The sequence below is a fragment of the Lactobacillus sp. ESL0261 genome (assembly GCF_003693025.1).
Classification (GTDB): Bacteria; Bacillota; Bacilli; order Lactobacillales; family Lactobacillaceae; genus Lactobacillus; species Lactobacillus kullabergensis.
The window spans coordinates 249,858-268,618 of the sequence record NZ_REHN01000002.1 but is presented as its reverse complement, the minus strand read 5'-3'; the positions used below and the strand labels follow the sequence as shown (position 1 = coordinate 268,618).

The following is an 18,761-nucleotide window of genomic DNA, read 5'->3' as shown; positions in this document are numbered from 1 at the left end:
ATTATTATCCAGAAATCACTTTTATTGTTCTCTTTTTAAAGTTTTGCCTTAAGCAAAAAACGGCAGTAAATCTTACTGTCGCTCTTATTAATCTCTGTATATATTAACTACTATTTTATCCGAACATTTGACTATTTTTTTAAGCTAATTTTTGTCTGCAACTACTGGTTAATAATTATCTTTCACAAAAATCTCATGATTCACTTTAGCTCGTCCGTTATTATAGTTAAAGGAATAACCCGGTTGAACGTTAAACAGATAAACATTAAAATCAAGTTCTCCGTCAGTTGAGACTGCCTGCAAGTTAATACCACGTGCCATTAATTCCTCTCCTCGAAAAATCGGCGTAGCTTGATAAATCACTTTTTTATTTTGCCTTAAAGCAACACGGATACGGCTTTCAAACATTGTTTGAATTCTTTGATTGGAAAAAGCAGACTGTGTGAACAAATTTTTAGGGTTATTTTGATCACCTGAATGGTTACCGGGATTGAAGTTGCCTTCAAAGTCAATACCGGCAGAAACTGAATACGCAATGAGGTGTCCACGATTATAAATTTGTGTGCCATTGCGCCGGTTATAATGCCAACCAGTTGGTTCAACGAATTGGCGAACCCTCAAACTATCGTTAGCAACATTGCGCTTTTGTAAAAAGGCTGTATTCGAATGAGATGTACGATTTAAACTATCCAAATCAGAATAAATAACTCGATTAACGCGCCAGGCATTTTTGATTAACGTGGAATGGTCATTATTAACAGTAATATAAGAAGAACTTCCACTTTTAAAGTTTAAATTAGCCAGTTTTTGGTAGTCTTCATGCGACAAGCCACCGTATACTTTAGCAGCAGGTTTGGCCTTATCAATTTGATTGCTTTTCTGGCGGTCACTGCGCGTAATCCTGTTCATTGTCTGGTGTCCGCTTGGGTCTGAGCCACCTTTAGTAGAAACAAACCACAACAAGAACAAGATAATAATGACTATTGCCCAAAAATCTCCATTAGTTGTTTTAGTTTTTCGTCTGCTCCTCCTGCGTGCCATTCACATTGCTCCTTTTTAATAATAATTAAGTATAGCTAATCGAACTGTTGTTTGCAACAGGAACAATAAAAAAGCAAGGTCAATGATCCCTTGCCTCTAATTTTAACTTCTGGCCCATTCATCCAGCATATTCAAAAAATAGCTTTCAGACAAGCGCTTAATCTTGCTGCCTGCATGATTAAATTCTCTTGCCTTTAATGTTTCCGGATTATTTTTACTGAAAAAACCATCATCACTCATAATTAAATAATCTGTATCAGCTTTGACACCAGTTTGGGCTATGCCATTCATATTATTAACCATTTGAGCGGCTTCAGTGCCGTTTATTTCCACCTCAGGAGCAAAAGCAATCTTTTTATTATTAACCGGATTACGAAATCCTAATTCCCAGGCTTCCAGTTCTTCCTGCAGCAAATCAATGTTTTTCAGTTTGCCTTGTGCTTCTTGCAATAGTTCAGGGGTAAAATGCCGGCGAAAATCATCATAAACTTTTTTAGTATCAAGGGAATCTTCCAGACCATGATGCTGTTCTACTTGTGCAATGCCTGCGCGCTGAATGCAGTCAAGCAAGCGATTGTGCTGCTGCGGATAATATACTCGAGCTAAACGCAACACATCAACATAATTGTTACTTAGCTCCGGCAAATGAAATTTTCGTGCTAAATCATACAAAAAATTGAGATCGAAATTGACGTTATAGCCAATGATAATATCGTCACCAATAAACTTGCGAAAAGCCGTCATTGCCTCTTTTACCGGTTTTCCTTCTTTAAGAAGCAGTTCTTCAGTAATACCATTTAACTTAGTGATAAAACTAGGCACATGATTTGACCGTGGATAAACAACCAGTTGACTAAACTCATCTACCACTTTGTTAGCACGCACTTTAACTGCACCAAGTTCAGTTACATGATCACGATATGGGTTTAAGCCCGTAGTTTCAATATCGAGCATAGTGTAGTCGGAAATGAAGTCAGGCCATTCCTGACCCTTGCCCCGGATCTTATCTTGAACGCCAGAAACATGCAGTACGCCATTTTTTACGTAAATACTCATTGAAATCAGCTACTCCATCACCAAATTATTGATTAAACTTGCTGCATCTGCATTTGTACCGGCGCTGCGTTCCTGAATTTCCGGTAATAAATTTTCCTGCTTGAAGTCAGCAGCCACATAGGACCATTGCGGAAATTCTGCTACCAAATGTTCAATTGGTTCCCGTAATTGCGGGCTCGTTTCGTCAACTCCTAATTCCAAAAAAACAGTGTTTTTATCTTCATTACCGGTTAAAAACCAGCGGAAACGAGTGTTAGCTTCAGTATCTGGATAAAAATGCTCATTAAGTGGCATATGTATTTCCAGTGGCTGACCACATACATCACATTTTGGTACCAATTCTTCTATGTTGGTATCGGGCTTTTTCCCAGCAATCTTTTGAACGACAGACTGACAATCCTTAAGCCCATGATTGATGCCGCTGGAACACTGTGCTTTGGTCCAGTCGCCAAACACATTAAAAATGCGTTTTTCATTAAAGCCGGCAGTTTCAAAAAAGTGACCAAATGCTGAGGTAGCAATAAAATACTGCTTGTTATCAATTAACTGCTTCAGTTTTTGCAATGTTTTACTAGGATGATAATCAAGTGAATACCTTTGAATAAGGTTTGACCATAACTGCCATTTTTCAGCCCATGAAAGCTTATGCTCATCAAGAGCATATCCTACTGAGTGAACATCATATTTTTGAACAATAGTGGGAAAATCACGCTCAAAATCTTCCTGACCCAAAAGGTCAAGTCCTTCTGTTTTGGCTAAGCCATTACCGGCTACCACTATCACAGTGTCAGCCTTTTGCACTAACTGTCGTGCCTTATTCAAATTTTCCATTTAATTACCTTTTCTATTTTTGATTGTAACCAGTAAATGAAACTTGGCCATCTTCAAATTCTCCTAAGAAAATGTCACTAGTATCATCATAACCAGCTTGTTTGACCTGCTCTTTTAGCCAATCTTCATCCTTATTAATAGATTCAAGCACATCTTGGTTGATTTGACCATCATTAATTAACGGAAAACGCACATTCTTTTCATCTTTTTTAATTACCGTTAATTGACCGTTCTTTTCAAAAATACAGTTTTTCACTTTATCAACAGAATAAATTCCTTGACTGCGCAATTTAAACATTAATTCATTAGCTGAAAGCCCAGCAGATAAACAATTTCGAGGCAAAACTTGACCATTTTTAATTATTTGAATTGGTTTGCCATCAATCAAACTGCGAATAAAGTTGCTGTGCTCCCTGGCAAATTTCAAGATAAAGACAACTAAAGTCCAGACAATCAAAACCAGCAGAAACTGTAATACGGAAATATTGGCATTATAAATAACGCCTCCTATAATACCACCCAAAACATAATTTTGCAGTTGATCCAGAGCCGTTGTGGGAGCAATATTGCTCTTGCCAAACACATTTATTTGAAAAATTAAAGTTAACACACCTAATACGAATTTAATAAAAAGCTGCGTATAATTCATTATTATTTTCCTCCTAATTCTTTACGTCGACCGTGTGGTTAATCACGTGAGCCTGCTTTAAAGAATATGAATTGTTATCATCATTTAGTTCCAGTTGATAGTCAATATCTTTGGAATCAACTCTGACAATTAGACCGTTTTGCAAAGTTGTAGAACTGACCATGACGTCCGAAACCGGAACCTTATGATCTTTAGCAACTGATTTAATAAAAGGCGCAATCTGCTCGGATTGGGATTTTACTACATTGGTTTGCACGTATTTTTCGTATTGCGTTCCCATAAATAAAAGCAAAAACAAAAGTGCAATAATACCCAAATCGCGGTAGCGCGTATCAAATCTATGGCGCAGATAAAGAACAGTGAAAGCGATCATCGTTAAAGCTGCAACCGCAATCAGTACATAGAGAATGGTTTTACTTGTATTTTGATTTTGCTCAATATATTTAAGTGTGTAAAAAGTCATGACATAATTACCTCTATAAAAAACAATTTATTCTATTTTACTGTAGTCAATACTTTTTAAGAAATTTCATATTAACTACCTTAATTATTACCAAATATAGCTAAAACATTTAATTCCTCCCATAAGCTTACTTCAACTGTGTTTATAAGCTCACCTATTATCAGTATAACAAAAAAGTAGTTAGAACCTGTCTAACTACTGCTTATTAATATTCAATTTATTTCTAGTTTTGAGAAGCACCTGTTGCTGCATCAGACTCAGTTTCTGTTTCAGCATCTTCTTTTAAATACTCGCTAGCATCCATGTCTTTTAACCATTTGGGTTCAGCCATTTTGTTCTCCTTAATCTTTATCTTAAGTAACAAATTAATTGTAACGTGCAAGCCCTTAACTTAAGCCTTATTTTAAATTATCTCTCGTTTTTGGGATTGGTTTTTCTTTCTATTATAATGAGCTAAAATAGAAACTAGTTGATAACAATTAAAGGAGAAAAATATGAAAACAGGTACCAAAATTATTACGCTGGATAATGGCTATCATTTATGGACAAACACTCAGGGTCAAGGCAAAATTCATTTACTGGCTCTACATGGAGGCCCCGGAGGAAACCATGAATACTGGGAAGATACTGCCGATCAATTAAAAAAGCAGGGCTTGGATGTGCAAGTAACGATGTATGATCAGCTTGGTTCCCTTTATTCCGATCAACCCGATTATTCTGATCCGGAAATTGCTAAAAAGTATCTAACATATGAATACTTCCTGGATGAAGTTGACGAGGTACGTGAAAAACTGGGTTTAGACAATTTTTATTTGATTGGTCAAAGCTGGGGCGGTCTTCTAGTACAAGAATATGCCGTTAAATATGGTCAGCACCTGAAAGGAGCAATTATTTCCTCAATGGTGGACGATATTGATGATTATGTTAAAGCCGTGAACCGTCGTCGCCAAGAAGTTTTACCCCAAACTGAAATTGACTTCATGCATGAATGCGAAGACAATAACGATTATGGCAATGACCGCTATCAAGAAGATGTCAACATTCTCAACATTAACTTTGTTGACCGCAAACAGCCGTCTAAGTTATATCATCTAAAGGATATTGGTGGTTCTGCTGTATACGAAGCCTTTCAGGGTGACAATGAATTTGTGATTACTGGCAAACTAAAAGACTGGCACTTTAGAGACCAACTTAAAAATATTAAAGTACCAACTTTGTTAACCTTTGGTGAAAATGAAACAATGCCAATCGCTACGGCTAAAATTATGCAAAAAGAAATTCCGAATTCCCGCTTAGTTACAACTCCTGATGGTGGCCATCATCATATGGTCGATAACCCTGATGTTTATTACAAGCATTTAGCAGACTTTATCCGTCAAGTTGAAGCAGGGACTTTTAAAGGAGAATAACAAGTCCAATTATTTTTATGCAAGTAAAAGCATCTGAAAAACAAGCAGGTAACTGCTTGTTTTTTTGTTCACTTAAAAAAAGCTTACCTGCTAATTACTTTTTGTAAGCATAATGACATTTTCACTATATTTTGAGACTGTATAAAATAACAGTTTACAATAATATGCCTTTTTTAAAAAATAACAATAAAATATTTTTCTTCACTCATGAATTGGCAACAATAAAAAACTATATGAAAAATAATATAGTATACTTTTTACATATTTAATTTTTAGTTTTAAGTGATTAAAGCAATGCCTATAAGGGTATATATTTTTTATTAAAGTTTAAACTTATAAATTTACAAAGAATATATTTTTTGTCTAGACCAATTCGTGTTATTATAAAACTAAAGTATATTTAGATTAGGAAAAAATAACTAGGTGATAATAAATGAAGTTATTAATAGCCATAATATTAATTTTGGGTGGCTGTTCATACATTTTTGATTTAGTTTGGACTCTTTATCTGACATTTAGCAATAATGTTAAGCAAGATCATTATGGTGACCGCTGTCGAGACTTCGATACTATGTTCTTGTTAATCCCAGCAATGAATGAATTTCAATCCTTACGAAAAAACATACCTTATTTGATGGAGTTGCAAAAACAATGTGATAGTTTTATCAAACTCAAGCTGGTCTTTATCGATGATGATTCTAGTGATGGAACAACCACTTTATTACAAAAATATGCTTATCATCCTAATGTCATAGTTGTACATCGCGTAAAGCCTAATGCTCAACAAGGTAAGGGGCCAGCATTACAAGAAGCAGCTGAACGCATTGCCAAAATGAACTATTCTGAAGATAAAACTATTATTGGCGTCATAGATGCTGATAGCCACTTTGATGCAAATTACTTACAGCAAGTCGTATATGCTTTTAACCATTCTAATTGTGATTTGCTTCAAACAAGAGTAAATATTTATAATCTGAAGCATAATATCGCAGCAATGCAAAATTTTGAATTCACTATTTATAATTCTCTTCTACAAATGGCAAGAACTGATTGGGGTTCATCTTTAGCTTCCGGCAATGGTCAATTCATGACCTTAAAAATGACCAATCACGTTGGCTGGTCATCATCATTATTGGAAGATTGCGAATTCTCCTTAAAAGGCTTATTAAAGGGTTACCGAGGTACTTTCTTAAATACCGTCAGCATTGGACAAGAGGGAGTCACAAAATATAAAAAGCTGATCAAGCAACGTACTCGCTGGTGCCAAGGCGGTTTTCAATGTTTAGGCAAATATAGCAAAAAGATTGTTAAGTCTAAATCTATTCCTTCAATGGTTAAAACTTTTGTACTGCTCTTCCTGCTTATTCCAGTATTTTCAATGATCACAACACCAGCTTCTGCAATTTCATTTATAGTTTTACTTCTGTATGTCAAAACGAATGCCTTGATTAGTTTTTCAATTATTGCAAGTTTGCTAATAGTAGAATATTTGGCAAATACATTGTTAATACTAAAGCAATGGCGCGAAGCTAAGCTTGATGAACCTTTGAAAATTTCTTATTTGCTAAAAATATTGTTTTTGATTGATTTTTACAGATGGTCGTTAGCCATAGTTCCTTATAAAGCTTTGGGTCGAATTTTAGTTGGCAATCAGTCCTGGTCAAAAACTTCTCATACTTAACATGGCAGAAAACTGAATTAGCTTCTATTTTTAAAATTCTTACATTCAAAAAGACTAACAAATTTGTGTATTGACAACACAGTTTATTAGTCTTTTGCTTTCTGCAAATTTTATATAATTATATCCAGTTAATTGTCTTACTGTTCTCTATTCTCAATGATTCTTCTAAATTGCAGCCAGCTCTCACTAAGGTTTGAAGTCAGAGAACCAGATGCCTTATCTGGAGGACAATCAGGATGTTTTTTAAGTAAATATGTCATCTTTTCTTTTAATGCTGGAAATTTTTTCCAGTCACTGCTTTTAGCTGACCATGCTATATGTTCAAACGGACTCATATGCTTTTCAGCAAGCAATCTTTTACCCAAATTTGAGCCAATTCTGTTTTTCATTTTAGAGCGGTCATGATAAGAAATTCTGGCACATTCTGAAGCCGATTGCAGAAGCACTGGCTCAAGTTTTTCCCACGATAACAGATCATTCCCCTCAACCTCGATAAAGGGAACATGCAATATTCTCTTTTTCAATGTTCCATACTTGGGACTTGCTTCAAGAACCGCTTTAATCAAAATTGCAATAGTTTCCATTTCCGGCTGGACGCCAGCAGCGATTCGCAAATCCAGAAAATTTTGCCAGTAAGTTGATGTTACCAGAGTTTCATGCCACATCCATGGTTCAATCAATCTGTTGCAGTCTTGTTTATGAGCATCATTTTTATATGCTTCATCATACTTGTCAGCAAATTTTTCCCAGTCACTAGCTTCAGCATCGTAAGGGACTTCTTCTTCATTCATTAGCTGTCAAAACATACCCAGAACGGCTTCATCTCGGGAGTGCAGCCAATTTGCAGTAGATCTCTTCGCCCTTTCCGAATCAGCAAATGGACCTGTCATGCCCTTGTGATTAATAGTCCATAGTGGAATCACAGGTTGCTCCATGACTGGCTTGACGGTGGTCTTTATGCTTCTGGCTCTGGAAGAGGCACTGTTTCTGCTGAAAACCCGGTGAGTATTCCACTCAGGAAGAATAAATCTGGGAAACCTGACAACCATAGTTGTGACTCTGTCTGGTGTAATTAAGTTTTCATTCTCAGAAAACTCTCTGTTAATTGAATCTTTTACAATTACAGCAGAATAGCCTCTAAGAACTGGATCCTTATACCTTGCACAGATGGTCTTGGCACCCTTTTGGGACCAGGGCATTTGCTTTTCCTCCACAATCACTGAAGACCAATCTGGTTTAACTTCACGACTATTATTGTGCACTGTAGTCATTTATATATCTCCTCATTAATTTATTAAGTCACAGACTATAATCATTATTAATCTATCTGCGACTTTAAACAAATGACCTGCATATATAAACAAAAAAGAATTTATAGTTTCCCAACCTGCCTATAAATTCTTGTTTTTTACTATTTTTGCTCAAGCTTTTGATGCTAAGGCTTGTCATCATGCTTGATTTCAGGTGCCAGTAAAAAAATGCTAATTACTGTAACTAGCAAAAGTTCAATGGCTGAAACTCCAATGCCTGATCTTGAGCCTATTTTTTTAGCAACAAGACCGCCTAAAAGATAGCCCAAAGAGTTTACTCCAATTAGCACTGTTTTATAGATACTCGTAACCCGCCCCAGGTATTTTTGTTCAACTTGCTGTTGCCTATTCGTGATGATACTAATATTAATAATTGATTCAATTATAGAAACAAACGCAATGGCCAGAACCATTGCTGGTACATTTTTGTCCAGCGCAAAAAGGGCACGAAAAAGAGCACCTGCAAAAATTAGCAATACAAACAATAGATTAAACTTAATGTGCCTATTCAACCAATTGACCACCAAAGTACCAATTAAGGCACTGACAGCTGCAATCGCTGAAATTATTCCAATATTTTGAGAGGAAAGTTTTAATTGCGTACGTAATATTATGAGGCTGTCATTATCAAAATTAGCTGACACAATATTAACTAGTGCAGCTAATATTAACGGATACAAAACAGAACGAAGATTAAGGGTATATTGCAGACCTTCCTTTATATCTGTTTTTACCGTTTTAAGTGCAGATTTAAGAGCTGTAAAGCCGGTAAAAGCGGTAGATTTAGTTTTCAAGCTGATCTGTTTTTCCAGTAAAAGGCTAGTAAGGTAGAAAACTGCACAGATAAAAATTAAAAGGCTATGTGAAATATATTGATATAATATTCCGCCTATAATAGGCAATGCAAAATTAGCTGCATATTGTATGCCATAAATCAGACTGTTTAATTCTGAAAAATCTTTCTTTTCTACTAAAAAAGAAACAAAAGTAATTTCTGACACCGTATTAATTGTGTTTGTCACGCTGACGACAAGTGATACCGCATAAATAATTAAAATCATGCAATTCACTGTTAGCTGGAATGCAAATGTTGCGGAAAGGATCAAGTAGCTGATTAATCTAATCAAATCACTAAAAATGAGAATCTTTTTAACATCTAATTTATCCGTTAAAGCACCTGCCGGAAGACCTAAAACCAAAATAGGCAATGTTTCAATAATAGAAATTATTGATAAGTGAATACCATTTTTAGTAATATCAAGAACCATCAACGGCAATGCAAATGACATTAAAGAGCTGCCCAAGTTATCGGTGATCACTGACAAAAGGTATAGTTTGTTGTTGTTACTTTTTAGTATGTTTTTCATGTGAACAAATAGCAGCCCTAGAGTTGCCCCATTTCTTTAATTTGACTGATTTTTTTCATTTTAAATTGCGCTTTCTTTAGCCCAATTAATTATGCTTTAATTATCGTTGATCCAACAATCATCTAAAACTCTTATACCCAGAATATTTTTTCCAAAGTTGTTCTAATCATCATTGATCTAACAATCATCTAAAACGCAAGGGCACTTATGTAATGTTCATGTGCAGTTCTAATCATCATTGATCTAACAATCATCTAAAACTACATTAATAAAGATGTTTTCTTTGAAACTGTTCTAATCATCATTGATCTAACATTGATCTAACAATCATCTAAAACCTGAAAGGAATAAGCAATGATTTTTACTGCGTTCTAATCATCATCGATCTAACAATCATCTAAAACCAGGATCATAACCTAAGGGTTCAATTGTCGGTTCTAATCATCATTGATCTAACAATCATCTAAAACCGCATAGTTCAGGAACATTGGATATTGCTTGTTCTAATCATCATTGATCTAACAATCATCTAAAACGTATTTGAATTGATGAAAACAAGCTGTCTGGTTCTAATCATCATTGATCTAACAATCATCTAAAACTGTCAGTAGGACCATCGACGAGCTCTTTTAGTTCTAATCATCATTGATCTAACAATCATCTAAAACAGATCGTCAACAGATAGCTTTTCAAGCTTTGTTCTAATCATCATTGATCTAACAATCATCTAAAACTTACCATGCGTCTGGTGCAATTCATACCTTGTTCTAATCATCATTGATCTAACAATCATCTAAAACGTTGTTTCTGCTGCAACTCTTTTTGCAAAAGTTCTAATCATCATTGATCTAACAATCATCTAAAACTGTTGGGTGTAATCTATTAGCATTATCTTTGTTCTAATCATCATTGATCTAACAATCATCTAAAACGGGTATATTAAGTCTAAGCTAAAGCTAAGAGTTCTAATCATCATTGATCTAACAATCATCTAAAACGACCGGTCAACAACCCGTCACCATCGGTCAGTTCTAATCATCATTGATCTAACAATCATCTAAAACTAAGCAATGTAAGCTGAGATCAAGTTCGCTGTTCTAATCATCATTGATCTAACAATCATCTAAAACGCCACTTTTGTTTTCATAGCTTCTGGTTTGGTTCTAATCATCATTGATCTAACAATCATCTAAAACGTTCGCTATTGTGCCAATCGTCAACGTGTGGTTCTAATCATCATTGATCTAACAATCATCTAAAACATTCAAAGGCAACTTAATATTCTCTTTACAGTTCTAATCATCATTGATCTAACAATCATCTAAAACAATAATCTTGTAGCAATCCCATTGCCCACCGTTCTAATCATCATTGATCTAACAATCATCTAAAACGTAGTGACAGTTTTTACAGCACGTTACCATGTTCTAATCATCATTGATCTAACAATCATCTAAAACTCGCTTATTGGCTGTCATGGTTACCCAGTCGTTCTAATCATCATTGATCTAACAATCATCTAAAACTATTAGCACTTTCCTGTTTGGCAAGGTTTGGTTCTAATCATCATTGATCTAACAATCATCTAAAACTTAAGAATATGAAATGTTTCGGTTTGACCTGTTCTAATCATCATTGATCTAACAATCATCTAAAACAGGCAACAAGTAAGGATTAACCAGAATGCAGTTCTAATCATCATTGATCTAACAATCATCTAAAACTGCCAATTGTACCCATTTTGGTATTCATTGGTTCTAATCATCATTGATCTAACAATCATCTAAAACAATCTTCAGCAAGATTATCCCGTTCTTGTTGTTCTAATCATCATTGATCTAACAATCATCTAAAACGCATTGACTTGACAGTGTCGTAATAATTTAGTTCTAATCATCATTGATCTAACAATCATCTAAAACCTAAACGTGAGGTCTTTCCATGCCAATTCTGTTCTAATCATCATTGATCTAACAATCATCTAAAACAAATCTGATAAACGGTCCATTTGATTTTTTGTTCTAATCATCATTGATCTAACAATCATCTAAAACATGCGATGGTTAATCATCATTACTGTCTTGGTTCTAATCATCATTGATCTAACAATCATCTAAAACCCGCAATTGCAAGTGGTAAAGAAGGCTTAGGTTCTAATCATCATTGATCTAACAATCATCTAAAACTAGCAAAAGCTCCATCAGCACGATATTCCAGTTCTAATCATCATTGATCTAACAATCATCTAAAACCCGCAATTGCAAGTGGTAAAGAAGGCTTAGGTTCTAATCATCATTGATCTAACAATCATCTAAAACTAGCAAAAGCTCCATCAGCACGATATTCCAGTTCTAATCATCATTGATCTAACAATCATCTAAAACCCGCAATTGCAAGTGGTAAAGAAGGCTTAGGTTCTAATCATCATTGATCTAACAATCATCTAAAACTAGCAAAAGCTCCATCAGCACGATATTCCAGTTCTAATCATCATTGATCTAACAATCATCTAAAACCGATATAGAACTTCTGCTCGCCATCCATGAGTTCTAATCATCATTGATCTAACAATCATCTAAAACTGTAATCTTTATCAGTTAACCAGCCTAACTGTTCTAATCATCATTGATCTAACAATCATCTAAAACCGATGTTTTATAATCTGATTTTAATATTGTTGCTAGTACCAATCGATTAGATCCTTATCAATATAGTAAAAAGGTATGTCTTTAGAAATTGCCAAATTTTCTTTTGTGGTGAATTCAATTACAACCAAAATTAAATTCATTTCTGTGACAAGACTAGCTAACTCTTGCCACTCCCGTTCTTCCAAGTAATGAGCTACATTACAAATAACAGGAACTGATTTTAAATTACACGTTTGGTGAATTTTTAAAACTGCTTCTATTATACCATATGGACTGAGCAACATTGATTTATCTAAATGAATTTCTGTAAATTTAAGTAATTTTTTTAAGTCTTCATCAAAATTAATTGCTAAAGGTAAGTCTTCAAGTAAAAGTGAATCCTGCAAGGTTGACTCTAAATTATAAAAAGACTTAATCACTTTATTACGATTTTCTTCGTCTAAACTTTTTAGATAACTACTTACAATGTGAGGCATATACTTTTTAGTAATATCCCCACTAAGCATTGGATCGCCAATAAAATCAAAAGTTTTACTTAAATCAAGGGGACTATAATCATCCTCTGAACAAATTAACAGCTTGCTTTTTCCTTGAAAGCCTTGAATTATATCACGGTAAGCAATTGAACTTTGTAAACCAATTACTTTTATTCCAGGATCCTTAAATACCCATTTTTTATGAGTCGCATAAGTTAAAATCATAAAATTACCGTCCTATCTGATGTATTACGCACATCGTCAATTGGCTTACCGACTAAAAAATGCATGTCATTATATTGCTTTTCAGTAACCATTAATGACTGTACTAGGCCTCCACGAGGTAAAAACTTTCTAATACGATTTTCCAAAAACTTAGCGGTTTGTCTCGTAACACAGACCCTCACATATACTGAAAATTGGACCATCAGAAAACCTTCATTAATCAACTTTTTATGAAATTGGCGATATTCTTTTCGTTCTTCAGCTGTTTCTGTTGGTAAATCAAACATTATCATTAAGCGCATTATTCGGTACCTCATTGGTCAAACTCATCTCCATTTCTGGCAATTTCTTACTATCCCCACTTAGAAATTTTAGACATTCTCGTACATAAACTGTAATAGCATTTGTCAAAAGCGTCTTTTTACCATTAAACTTTATTTCTAAACTTAAAAGTTCAACTAAGCCATACTTAATATCAGGCGTTAATTCCTTAATCTTTTCGTGGGCCTTAACCCAATAATCTACAAACGGACGAAATGGTTCCATTAGATCCGAAGCTAAATTAAACTGATTTTCCTGTGAACAGTGGTGAATGCCAAAATAGGTCAGATAGCCATTCATTGCAATTTCACGGTTAAAACTAGAAAGCAAAATGGCATAGCCATAATCCAATGCTGCATTAATGGCACTGGTATCACGTCTGACAAAGTCCTTATCGAATAAAAGCATAAAGTATTTACGGGCTGCAATTGCCTCTCGATTGCTTTCATCATTAATTTCTAACTGATCAAGTTCACTCTGAACCTCGTCCTTATTCAAATGATAATTATCTAAAACCGCAATCTGATTTTTGATCTTTTGACTAACAATTCTTGTCCACAGTAATTCTTTTAAATGATCATCCCAATTAAATTGTTGCGTTAATTTAGCCATATTCCTTGTTCCCGGATAATAAACAGCTGTTTCAACGATAGGATTTCCTTTTTCATCAACAAATATAACTTTGGTTTGATTCTGCGCCAATTTACTAATAAGTGCACTAGTGATCACTGCCTGCGTGGTTGAAACGAGCAATAAATTAATATCCTCAATTGGTATTTGGTTTATGCCATCACGAGTTTGTACAATCATCATTTGCATTGAATAAGTCAATTTAGCATGCTGCGTGATGATTACCGATCTCCATCCCATATTTTCCTCCTTGTATTTTTAAAAATAAATGTTATACTATAGTTGTTGGTTAGCTACCAACGATCTAATCATTATTGATCTAACAACCAGATTTAAAATCAAACAATGTATCTTTAAGATACTAAGTTTTAACGCGGTTATTACCGTCCTGCCTCAGCTCTATAGCGGAGGTTTTTTTATGCATAAATATGCATAAAAATAGGGAATCGGATTATTGCGCTTCCCTATTTTAGTTTACAAATCGGCTATCCTAACCCTTTTTTCAAAAAGTCCTGTTGGTGACTGAAAGATTAGTATTGCTTCTGATGATAAAACAATTCCTGAAGGAACTTGAAGCTTACCAAGTTGAGTTTTAATTCCAATATTTTTTAGATCTGGAGTTACTAGATTATCATGTAAGCCATTCAAAATATTGGTTAAAGTAATTTTCTTATCATTAACCGCCAAATCAAGGAACTTTGCTCTACCTAGATGCAAACTATTTCTAAACTTATTCACATCAAATAATGGTAAATACTTATCAACTTTTTGCAGAATCTCATCATATGCTTTTACCAATAATTGATCTTGATCTTCGCCCTTTTTCAAGTTGTCTGTCACTATTCGCATAGTTTCCGGGGTAAGTGTTAATTGTTTAGCATTAATTTCATAAGTTGAAGAATTTAACATAAACTTTTTGTCACCGTCTAAGACAACTTGCTTAAAAGGTACATGATCTTTTATTACTCTAAAGCGTTTAGGCTTCCCTTTGTTATCAAACATAATCTGCGGCTCAAGTACTTTGTGGAGTTCTCCTTGATAGTTTCTTTGTTTTTTAGCTTGATTTAATCTTACAAGAGTGCGCATCGGAATACCAATAACTTTATAAATAGATTTTTTTGCTTGCTCAATTTTGACAATTACCATATATGCACCACTGTTACCGCTATAGCCACCGTAAATTTTCGGATCGAGTCCATTACCTTTAGGAATCAGCTTTCTAGTTTTCGCAAGGTCACGTTCACTGCGTGGATAAATAGTTACATCAAAAAGGCCACTATTTTCAGTAGTCGTTTCTCTTGAAACCAGCATATACTTATAATTGTATGCTTTACGTAATTTATCAAAAATATCAGGATGCTTGTAAAAGACAATTCGATCACTATTATTTTCTTTAATTTCTTCCGGAGCTTTACGCTCAGAATTATCCTTTTGCAATAAAGGCCACATAAATGTAAAGCCCTTGAAGTGTTTAATCAAATCCTTCTGCAAGTCCGGGTCTAGACTGAACTTTTTATACTTGCCATAAACAAAGTATGGCCGATACTTAGGATAAACCTGGTACAAAAAGTTGCCACAAATAATTGAAAGGTAGGCATCAATGGCATGGTGATAGTCATTTACGTCACGACTCTTATATAAATCTAGACGTTGACGCAAAGCCGAGTTATCTCCAGCTTTAACAGTAATAATTTCTGCATCTGGGTATTTATTTTGCAAAATAACTGAGACTAATTTAACTATTTGACTCGTTTCTACCAATTGTCTGTTAATAAAACCAGATTTTTGAAATTTATTTAATCTGTCTGGATCAAGTAGCAAATTACCTAACTTATGTTTATTAATGATGCCAGCCTTTTGCCAGTGCTTCCACATTTCACCTACCGTCATCTTCAAGTCTGAAACGTAATTATTGGCAAAGCGCTTATAAGGTACATCATCCGATTTTTCTGCATTTAATGGAGTAGCAGTTAATACTCTGTTATCAAAGGAATCATCTTTAATAAATGACTGAGGCAAAATATGATCGATCTGATAATTTGTTGATACTTCATCAATATTGATTTTCTTACCAGTGTATGCATCACGACCTGTCTGCATAAAGTACAAGAAGTACTTATCTTTAAGCAATTTACGACTGGTCATTGCTTCCTTTAAGCTATCAGTCAGTTTCTGATCTACCAATTCGCCAGCAGTTTCTTGATATGCCTTCAGCAATTTAGTACCACGAATATGCGACAACTGGGGATTTTTATCAGGATCACGTGTAAATTCAATCGCAAATTGTGCGGGTTTCTTACCACCAGCTGCTTTTACAACGTCAGCTACTACTTTGACAACCTGCCTAATAGCTTTTTTGTTAGCAGGAGAGGTATAAGCATCAGCCAGAATCTCCTCAACACCATTTACTTGAGTAACATTTTGGTTTTCCTTAGCAATTGCATCTTTAAAATCTGGTTCAGTCACAATTTGCATAAAGTTCTTTTGGCTATCCCACAGTTGCTCCATAATGTTTTGGCCATTTGTATCATGTAATTCAACTAGGAGTCTACGTGATAATCTGCCCCAACCTTGCAGGCGCCAAGTCGAAATTGCCTTAAATTGTTCAGGCGTTAGCCACTTAAATTCAGCATGTAACTTATCTTGGTATATCTTTTTATCTTCAAAAATAGACGAATACTCAATTATTTTTTCAAAGTCTTTTTGATATTGTGGATCTGCTAATTCCTTATCAAATACGTGTAAGCTTTTTAGGTGATAATAGCTCGCCAGACTTGAATTAAATTTAGTTGGATCAGCCAGTCCCTTAATTTCTACAGTTGGCAAATGTAGGTTTTGCTTCAAATAACTTGTCAAGGATTTTTCCGTGACAGTTTTCTTTTCTTCAAAAAGTTCATTGAAAATTTGTTGCTTGAGGTCAACACTGATCCTGCTACCATTGATTCTAATATTATTAAGCTCATTTAAAACTTCAAATCTTTGATAAAGCAAACTATTAGCAGGCAAAACATCTTCACCTAAAAGATAAGTATCCTTAATAGTCATGCGTTTAATAAACTTGTTGGCGGATTCTTGCCGGTCTACTTTTTGTTCAAAATTCCACGGCGTGATTTGGCCATCTTCTTTTCTGACCATCCAGGCAAAATTCTTACCGGAAGTTTTTTCCTGTTCATCAGCTGTAATCATTGGGCCCACATAATAAGGCACTCTGAATCTGACCAGTTCATCTAATTTGTACGGTACTTGTTTACGGTGATCTTCTACCGGATTTTCTGCAGCTAAGAAGGGGTAATACTTACTTTGATTAGCTATAATCTTATCCAGTTCGATTTGATGCAGCTGAAACGGAATTACACCATTACTATTCGTCCGCTGTTTAGGCATAAAGTTATCCGTGGCTATTTCTTGCCGTATTTCATGAGCAAGATCGGAATCGTCAAGATTATCCTTAACTATTTTATAAAATTCATCTTTGGTTAAAGCTTTTTTCTTTTTTTTATCTCCAAATGTTTTTTTTGCTTCCAGTAAACGACCATGACGATTATTAACGTATAAATCATAGGCTAAAAGCAACTTTTTAGCTTTGGACCAATCTTGTGAAGTTTTTATATATTTCTTTAATTTTTTATAGTCTTTTTTATGCTTTTTATATTTTCCCACCATTGATGCAGATAAACTCTTACCTTCATCAACTATAAAACTCAATGAAATCGCACTAAAAAGCTTTTCAATATCAGCAATAATAGTTTGATCACTTTCATCAAGGTCTGGCAATAAGGCATCCAGCTTATCTTCAGCATCTTTATCTTTTAGCTTGAATTCCCATTGTGCCTTATCGCTTTTATCGATCTCTTTGCCTAAGATAGTTTCAAATTGCGTTTTGTAACCCATGATGGCATTAGCAATCTGCTTGGCTACATTTTTTTCTTCCTTAGCAGTTGAATCCGTTAATAACTTGGCAATTTTCTTAACCTTGTCCATCTTATAAACGGTTTTTTCGGCATCATTGCCACGAATAACAGCCTCAATCTCGGCAGCGTTTGCGACATTTAATTCAATAGGATTTTGCTCCTCAACTATCTTTTCCGCAAAAGCGTTATTAATGCTCGTTAAAATTGAATTTACATCAATTTTAGAAGCTTCAAAGTCTTTGACAGGCGTATCCTGTAAAAAATTACCACGATATTTAACAATGTGGTGGATAGCTAAAAATATTTCCCGCAAATCAAATTGACGGTCTTGAGTCATCAGTGCGTCACGCAAATGATAAATAGTTGGATAATCATGATAAAATTCATGATCTTCCTTAGCTGTCGGAAAGACAATAGCGTGGTATTTTTTCCTGTCCTTATCTAGTGGTGACACCCAAGATTGATGTAAACGCACAAAAAATGCTGGATCTACTTCGGCCATTGGTTCCGCAAAAAATTCCTCTAATAGCCGTAAACGCCACTTTCTGCGCTTAAGGCGCCTTCTAGTAGTCCTAAAACTTCGTCGCTTTGCAGCGGTTCTCCCTTCTTCAAATAAATGTGAGCCAATTGCTGTTTTTCCTCTTAGTTTTAATAAATTATTTTTTTTATCGGTTACGGCCCAACCGCAAGAGTTGGTTCCGATATCGAGACCTAAAATATAATCTTCATTAACTCTTTTCATC

The 18,761-nt window shown here is 34.8% G+C and carries 14 protein-coding genes and 1 CRISPR repeat array; of the genes, 2 read left to right on the top strand and 12 right to left on the bottom strand.

The window, feature by feature from the left end:
* Nucleotides 1-168: 168 nt before the first annotated feature.
* The 5 genes from F5ESL0261_RS01720 to F5ESL0261_RS01700 all read right to left on the bottom strand — a co-directional run bounded on the left by F5ESL0261_RS01720 (nt 169) and on the right by F5ESL0261_RS01700 (nt 4,040).
* Nucleotides 169-1,041, bottom strand: coding sequence for a DNA/RNA non-specific endonuclease (locus F5ESL0261_RS01720; RefSeq protein ID WP_122051936.1), 873 nt, complete (start codon nt 1,039-1,041; stop codon nt 169-171).
* Nucleotides 1,042-1,143: 102 nt separating this feature from the next.
* Nucleotides 1,144-2,097 carry an exonuclease domain-containing protein gene (locus F5ESL0261_RS01715; protein ID WP_122051935.1) on the bottom strand — a complete coding sequence of 318 codons (954 nt, stop codon included), beginning with the start codon at nt 2,095-2,097 and terminating at the stop codon, nt 1,144-1,146.
* A 9-nt stretch (nt 2,098-2,106) separates the two neighbouring features.
* Nucleotides 2,107-2,928, bottom strand: coding sequence for a Sir2 family NAD-dependent protein deacetylase (locus F5ESL0261_RS01710; RefSeq protein ID WP_122051934.1), 822 nt, complete (start codon nt 2,926-2,928; stop codon nt 2,107-2,109).
* 13 nt (nt 2,929-2,941) lie between these two features.
* The gene (locus F5ESL0261_RS01705) at nt 2,942-3,577 is read right to left on the bottom strand and encodes a DUF421 domain-containing protein (RefSeq protein WP_187160932.1); all 636 of its coding nucleotides are present in this window, start codon (nt 3,575-3,577) and stop codon (nt 2,942-2,944) included.
* Nucleotides 3,578-3,590: 13 nt separating this feature from the next.
* Complete coding sequence (locus F5ESL0261_RS01700) at nt 3,591-4,040, bottom strand: DUF3290 domain-containing protein (RefSeq protein WP_045927550.1); 450 nt, start codon at nt 4,038-4,040, stop codon at nt 3,591-3,593.
* A 494-nt stretch (nt 4,041-4,534) separates the two neighbouring features.
* Here F5ESL0261_RS01700 and F5ESL0261_RS01695 point away from each other — a divergent pair, with 494 nt between their 5' ends.
* Both F5ESL0261_RS01695 and F5ESL0261_RS01690 read left to right on the top strand, forming a co-directional pair.
* Entirely contained in the window at nt 4,535-5,449 is a 915-nt protein-coding gene (locus F5ESL0261_RS01695) for a proline-specific peptidase family protein (RefSeq protein ID WP_122051933.1), read from the top strand.
* A gap of 433 nt (nt 5,450-5,882) precedes the next feature.
* Nucleotides 5,883-7,130: a glycosyltransferase family 2 protein gene (locus F5ESL0261_RS01690; RefSeq protein ID WP_122051932.1), complete on the top strand. Its 1,248-nt coding sequence runs from the start codon at nt 5,883-5,885 to the stop codon at nt 7,128-7,130.
* 137 nt (nt 7,131-7,267) lie between these two features.
* On the opposite strand, the gene F5ESL0261_RS01685 is transcribed toward F5ESL0261_RS01690, so the two are convergent.
* The 7 genes from F5ESL0261_RS01685 to cas9 all read right to left on the bottom strand — a co-directional run bounded on the left by F5ESL0261_RS01685 (nt 7,268) and on the right by cas9 (nt 18,760).
* Nucleotides 7,268-7,921 carry a hypothetical protein gene (locus F5ESL0261_RS01685; protein ID WP_122051931.1) on the bottom strand — a complete coding sequence of 218 codons (654 nt, stop codon included), beginning with the start codon at nt 7,919-7,921 and terminating at the stop codon, nt 7,268-7,270.
* 6 nt (nt 7,922-7,927) lie between these two features.
* Nucleotides 7,928-8,401, bottom strand: coding sequence for a hypothetical protein (locus tag F5ESL0261_RS01680; RefSeq protein WP_122051930.1), 474 nt, complete (start codon nt 8,399-8,401; stop codon nt 7,928-7,930).
* 164 nt (nt 8,402-8,565) lie between these two features.
* Nucleotides 8,566-9,807 (bottom strand): MFS transporter, encoded by a 1,242-nt coding sequence (locus F5ESL0261_RS01675; RefSeq protein WP_122051929.1) that lies wholly within the window; start codon nt 9,805-9,807, stop codon nt 8,566-8,568.
* A gap of 93 nt (nt 9,808-9,900) precedes the next feature.
* Nucleotides 9,901-12,455: direct repeats of the CRISPR family, unit length 36 nt; unit sequence GTTCTAATCATCATTGATCTAACAATCATCTAAAAC.
* A gap of 32 nt (nt 12,456-12,487) precedes the next feature.
* On the bottom strand, nt 12,488-13,156 hold the full coding sequence (gene csn2, locus F5ESL0261_RS01670; RefSeq protein ID WP_122051928.1) for a type II-A CRISPR-associated protein Csn2: 669 nt from the start codon (nt 13,154-13,156) through the stop codon (nt 12,488-12,490).
* Nucleotides 13,153-13,458, bottom strand: a complete 306-nt coding sequence (gene cas2, locus F5ESL0261_RS01665) for a CRISPR-associated endonuclease Cas2 (protein WP_045927545.1) — start codon at nt 13,456-13,458, stop codon at nt 13,153-13,155. The genes csn2 and cas2 overlap by 4 nt, the downstream gene beginning before the upstream one ends.
* Nucleotides 13,436-14,347, bottom strand: a complete 912-nt coding sequence (gene cas1 / locus F5ESL0261_RS01660) for a type II CRISPR-associated endonuclease Cas1 (RefSeq protein ID WP_122051927.1) — start codon at nt 14,345-14,347, stop codon at nt 13,436-13,438. Before cas1 ends, cas2 begins: the two co-directional genes overlap by 23 nt.
* 234 nt (nt 14,348-14,581) lie before the next feature.
* Nucleotides 14,582-18,760: a type II CRISPR RNA-guided endonuclease Cas9 gene (gene cas9 / locus F5ESL0261_RS01655; RefSeq protein WP_122051926.1), complete on the bottom strand. Its 4,179-nt coding sequence runs from the start codon at nt 18,758-18,760 to the stop codon at nt 14,582-14,584.
* Nucleotide 18,761: the final 1 nt, after the last annotated feature.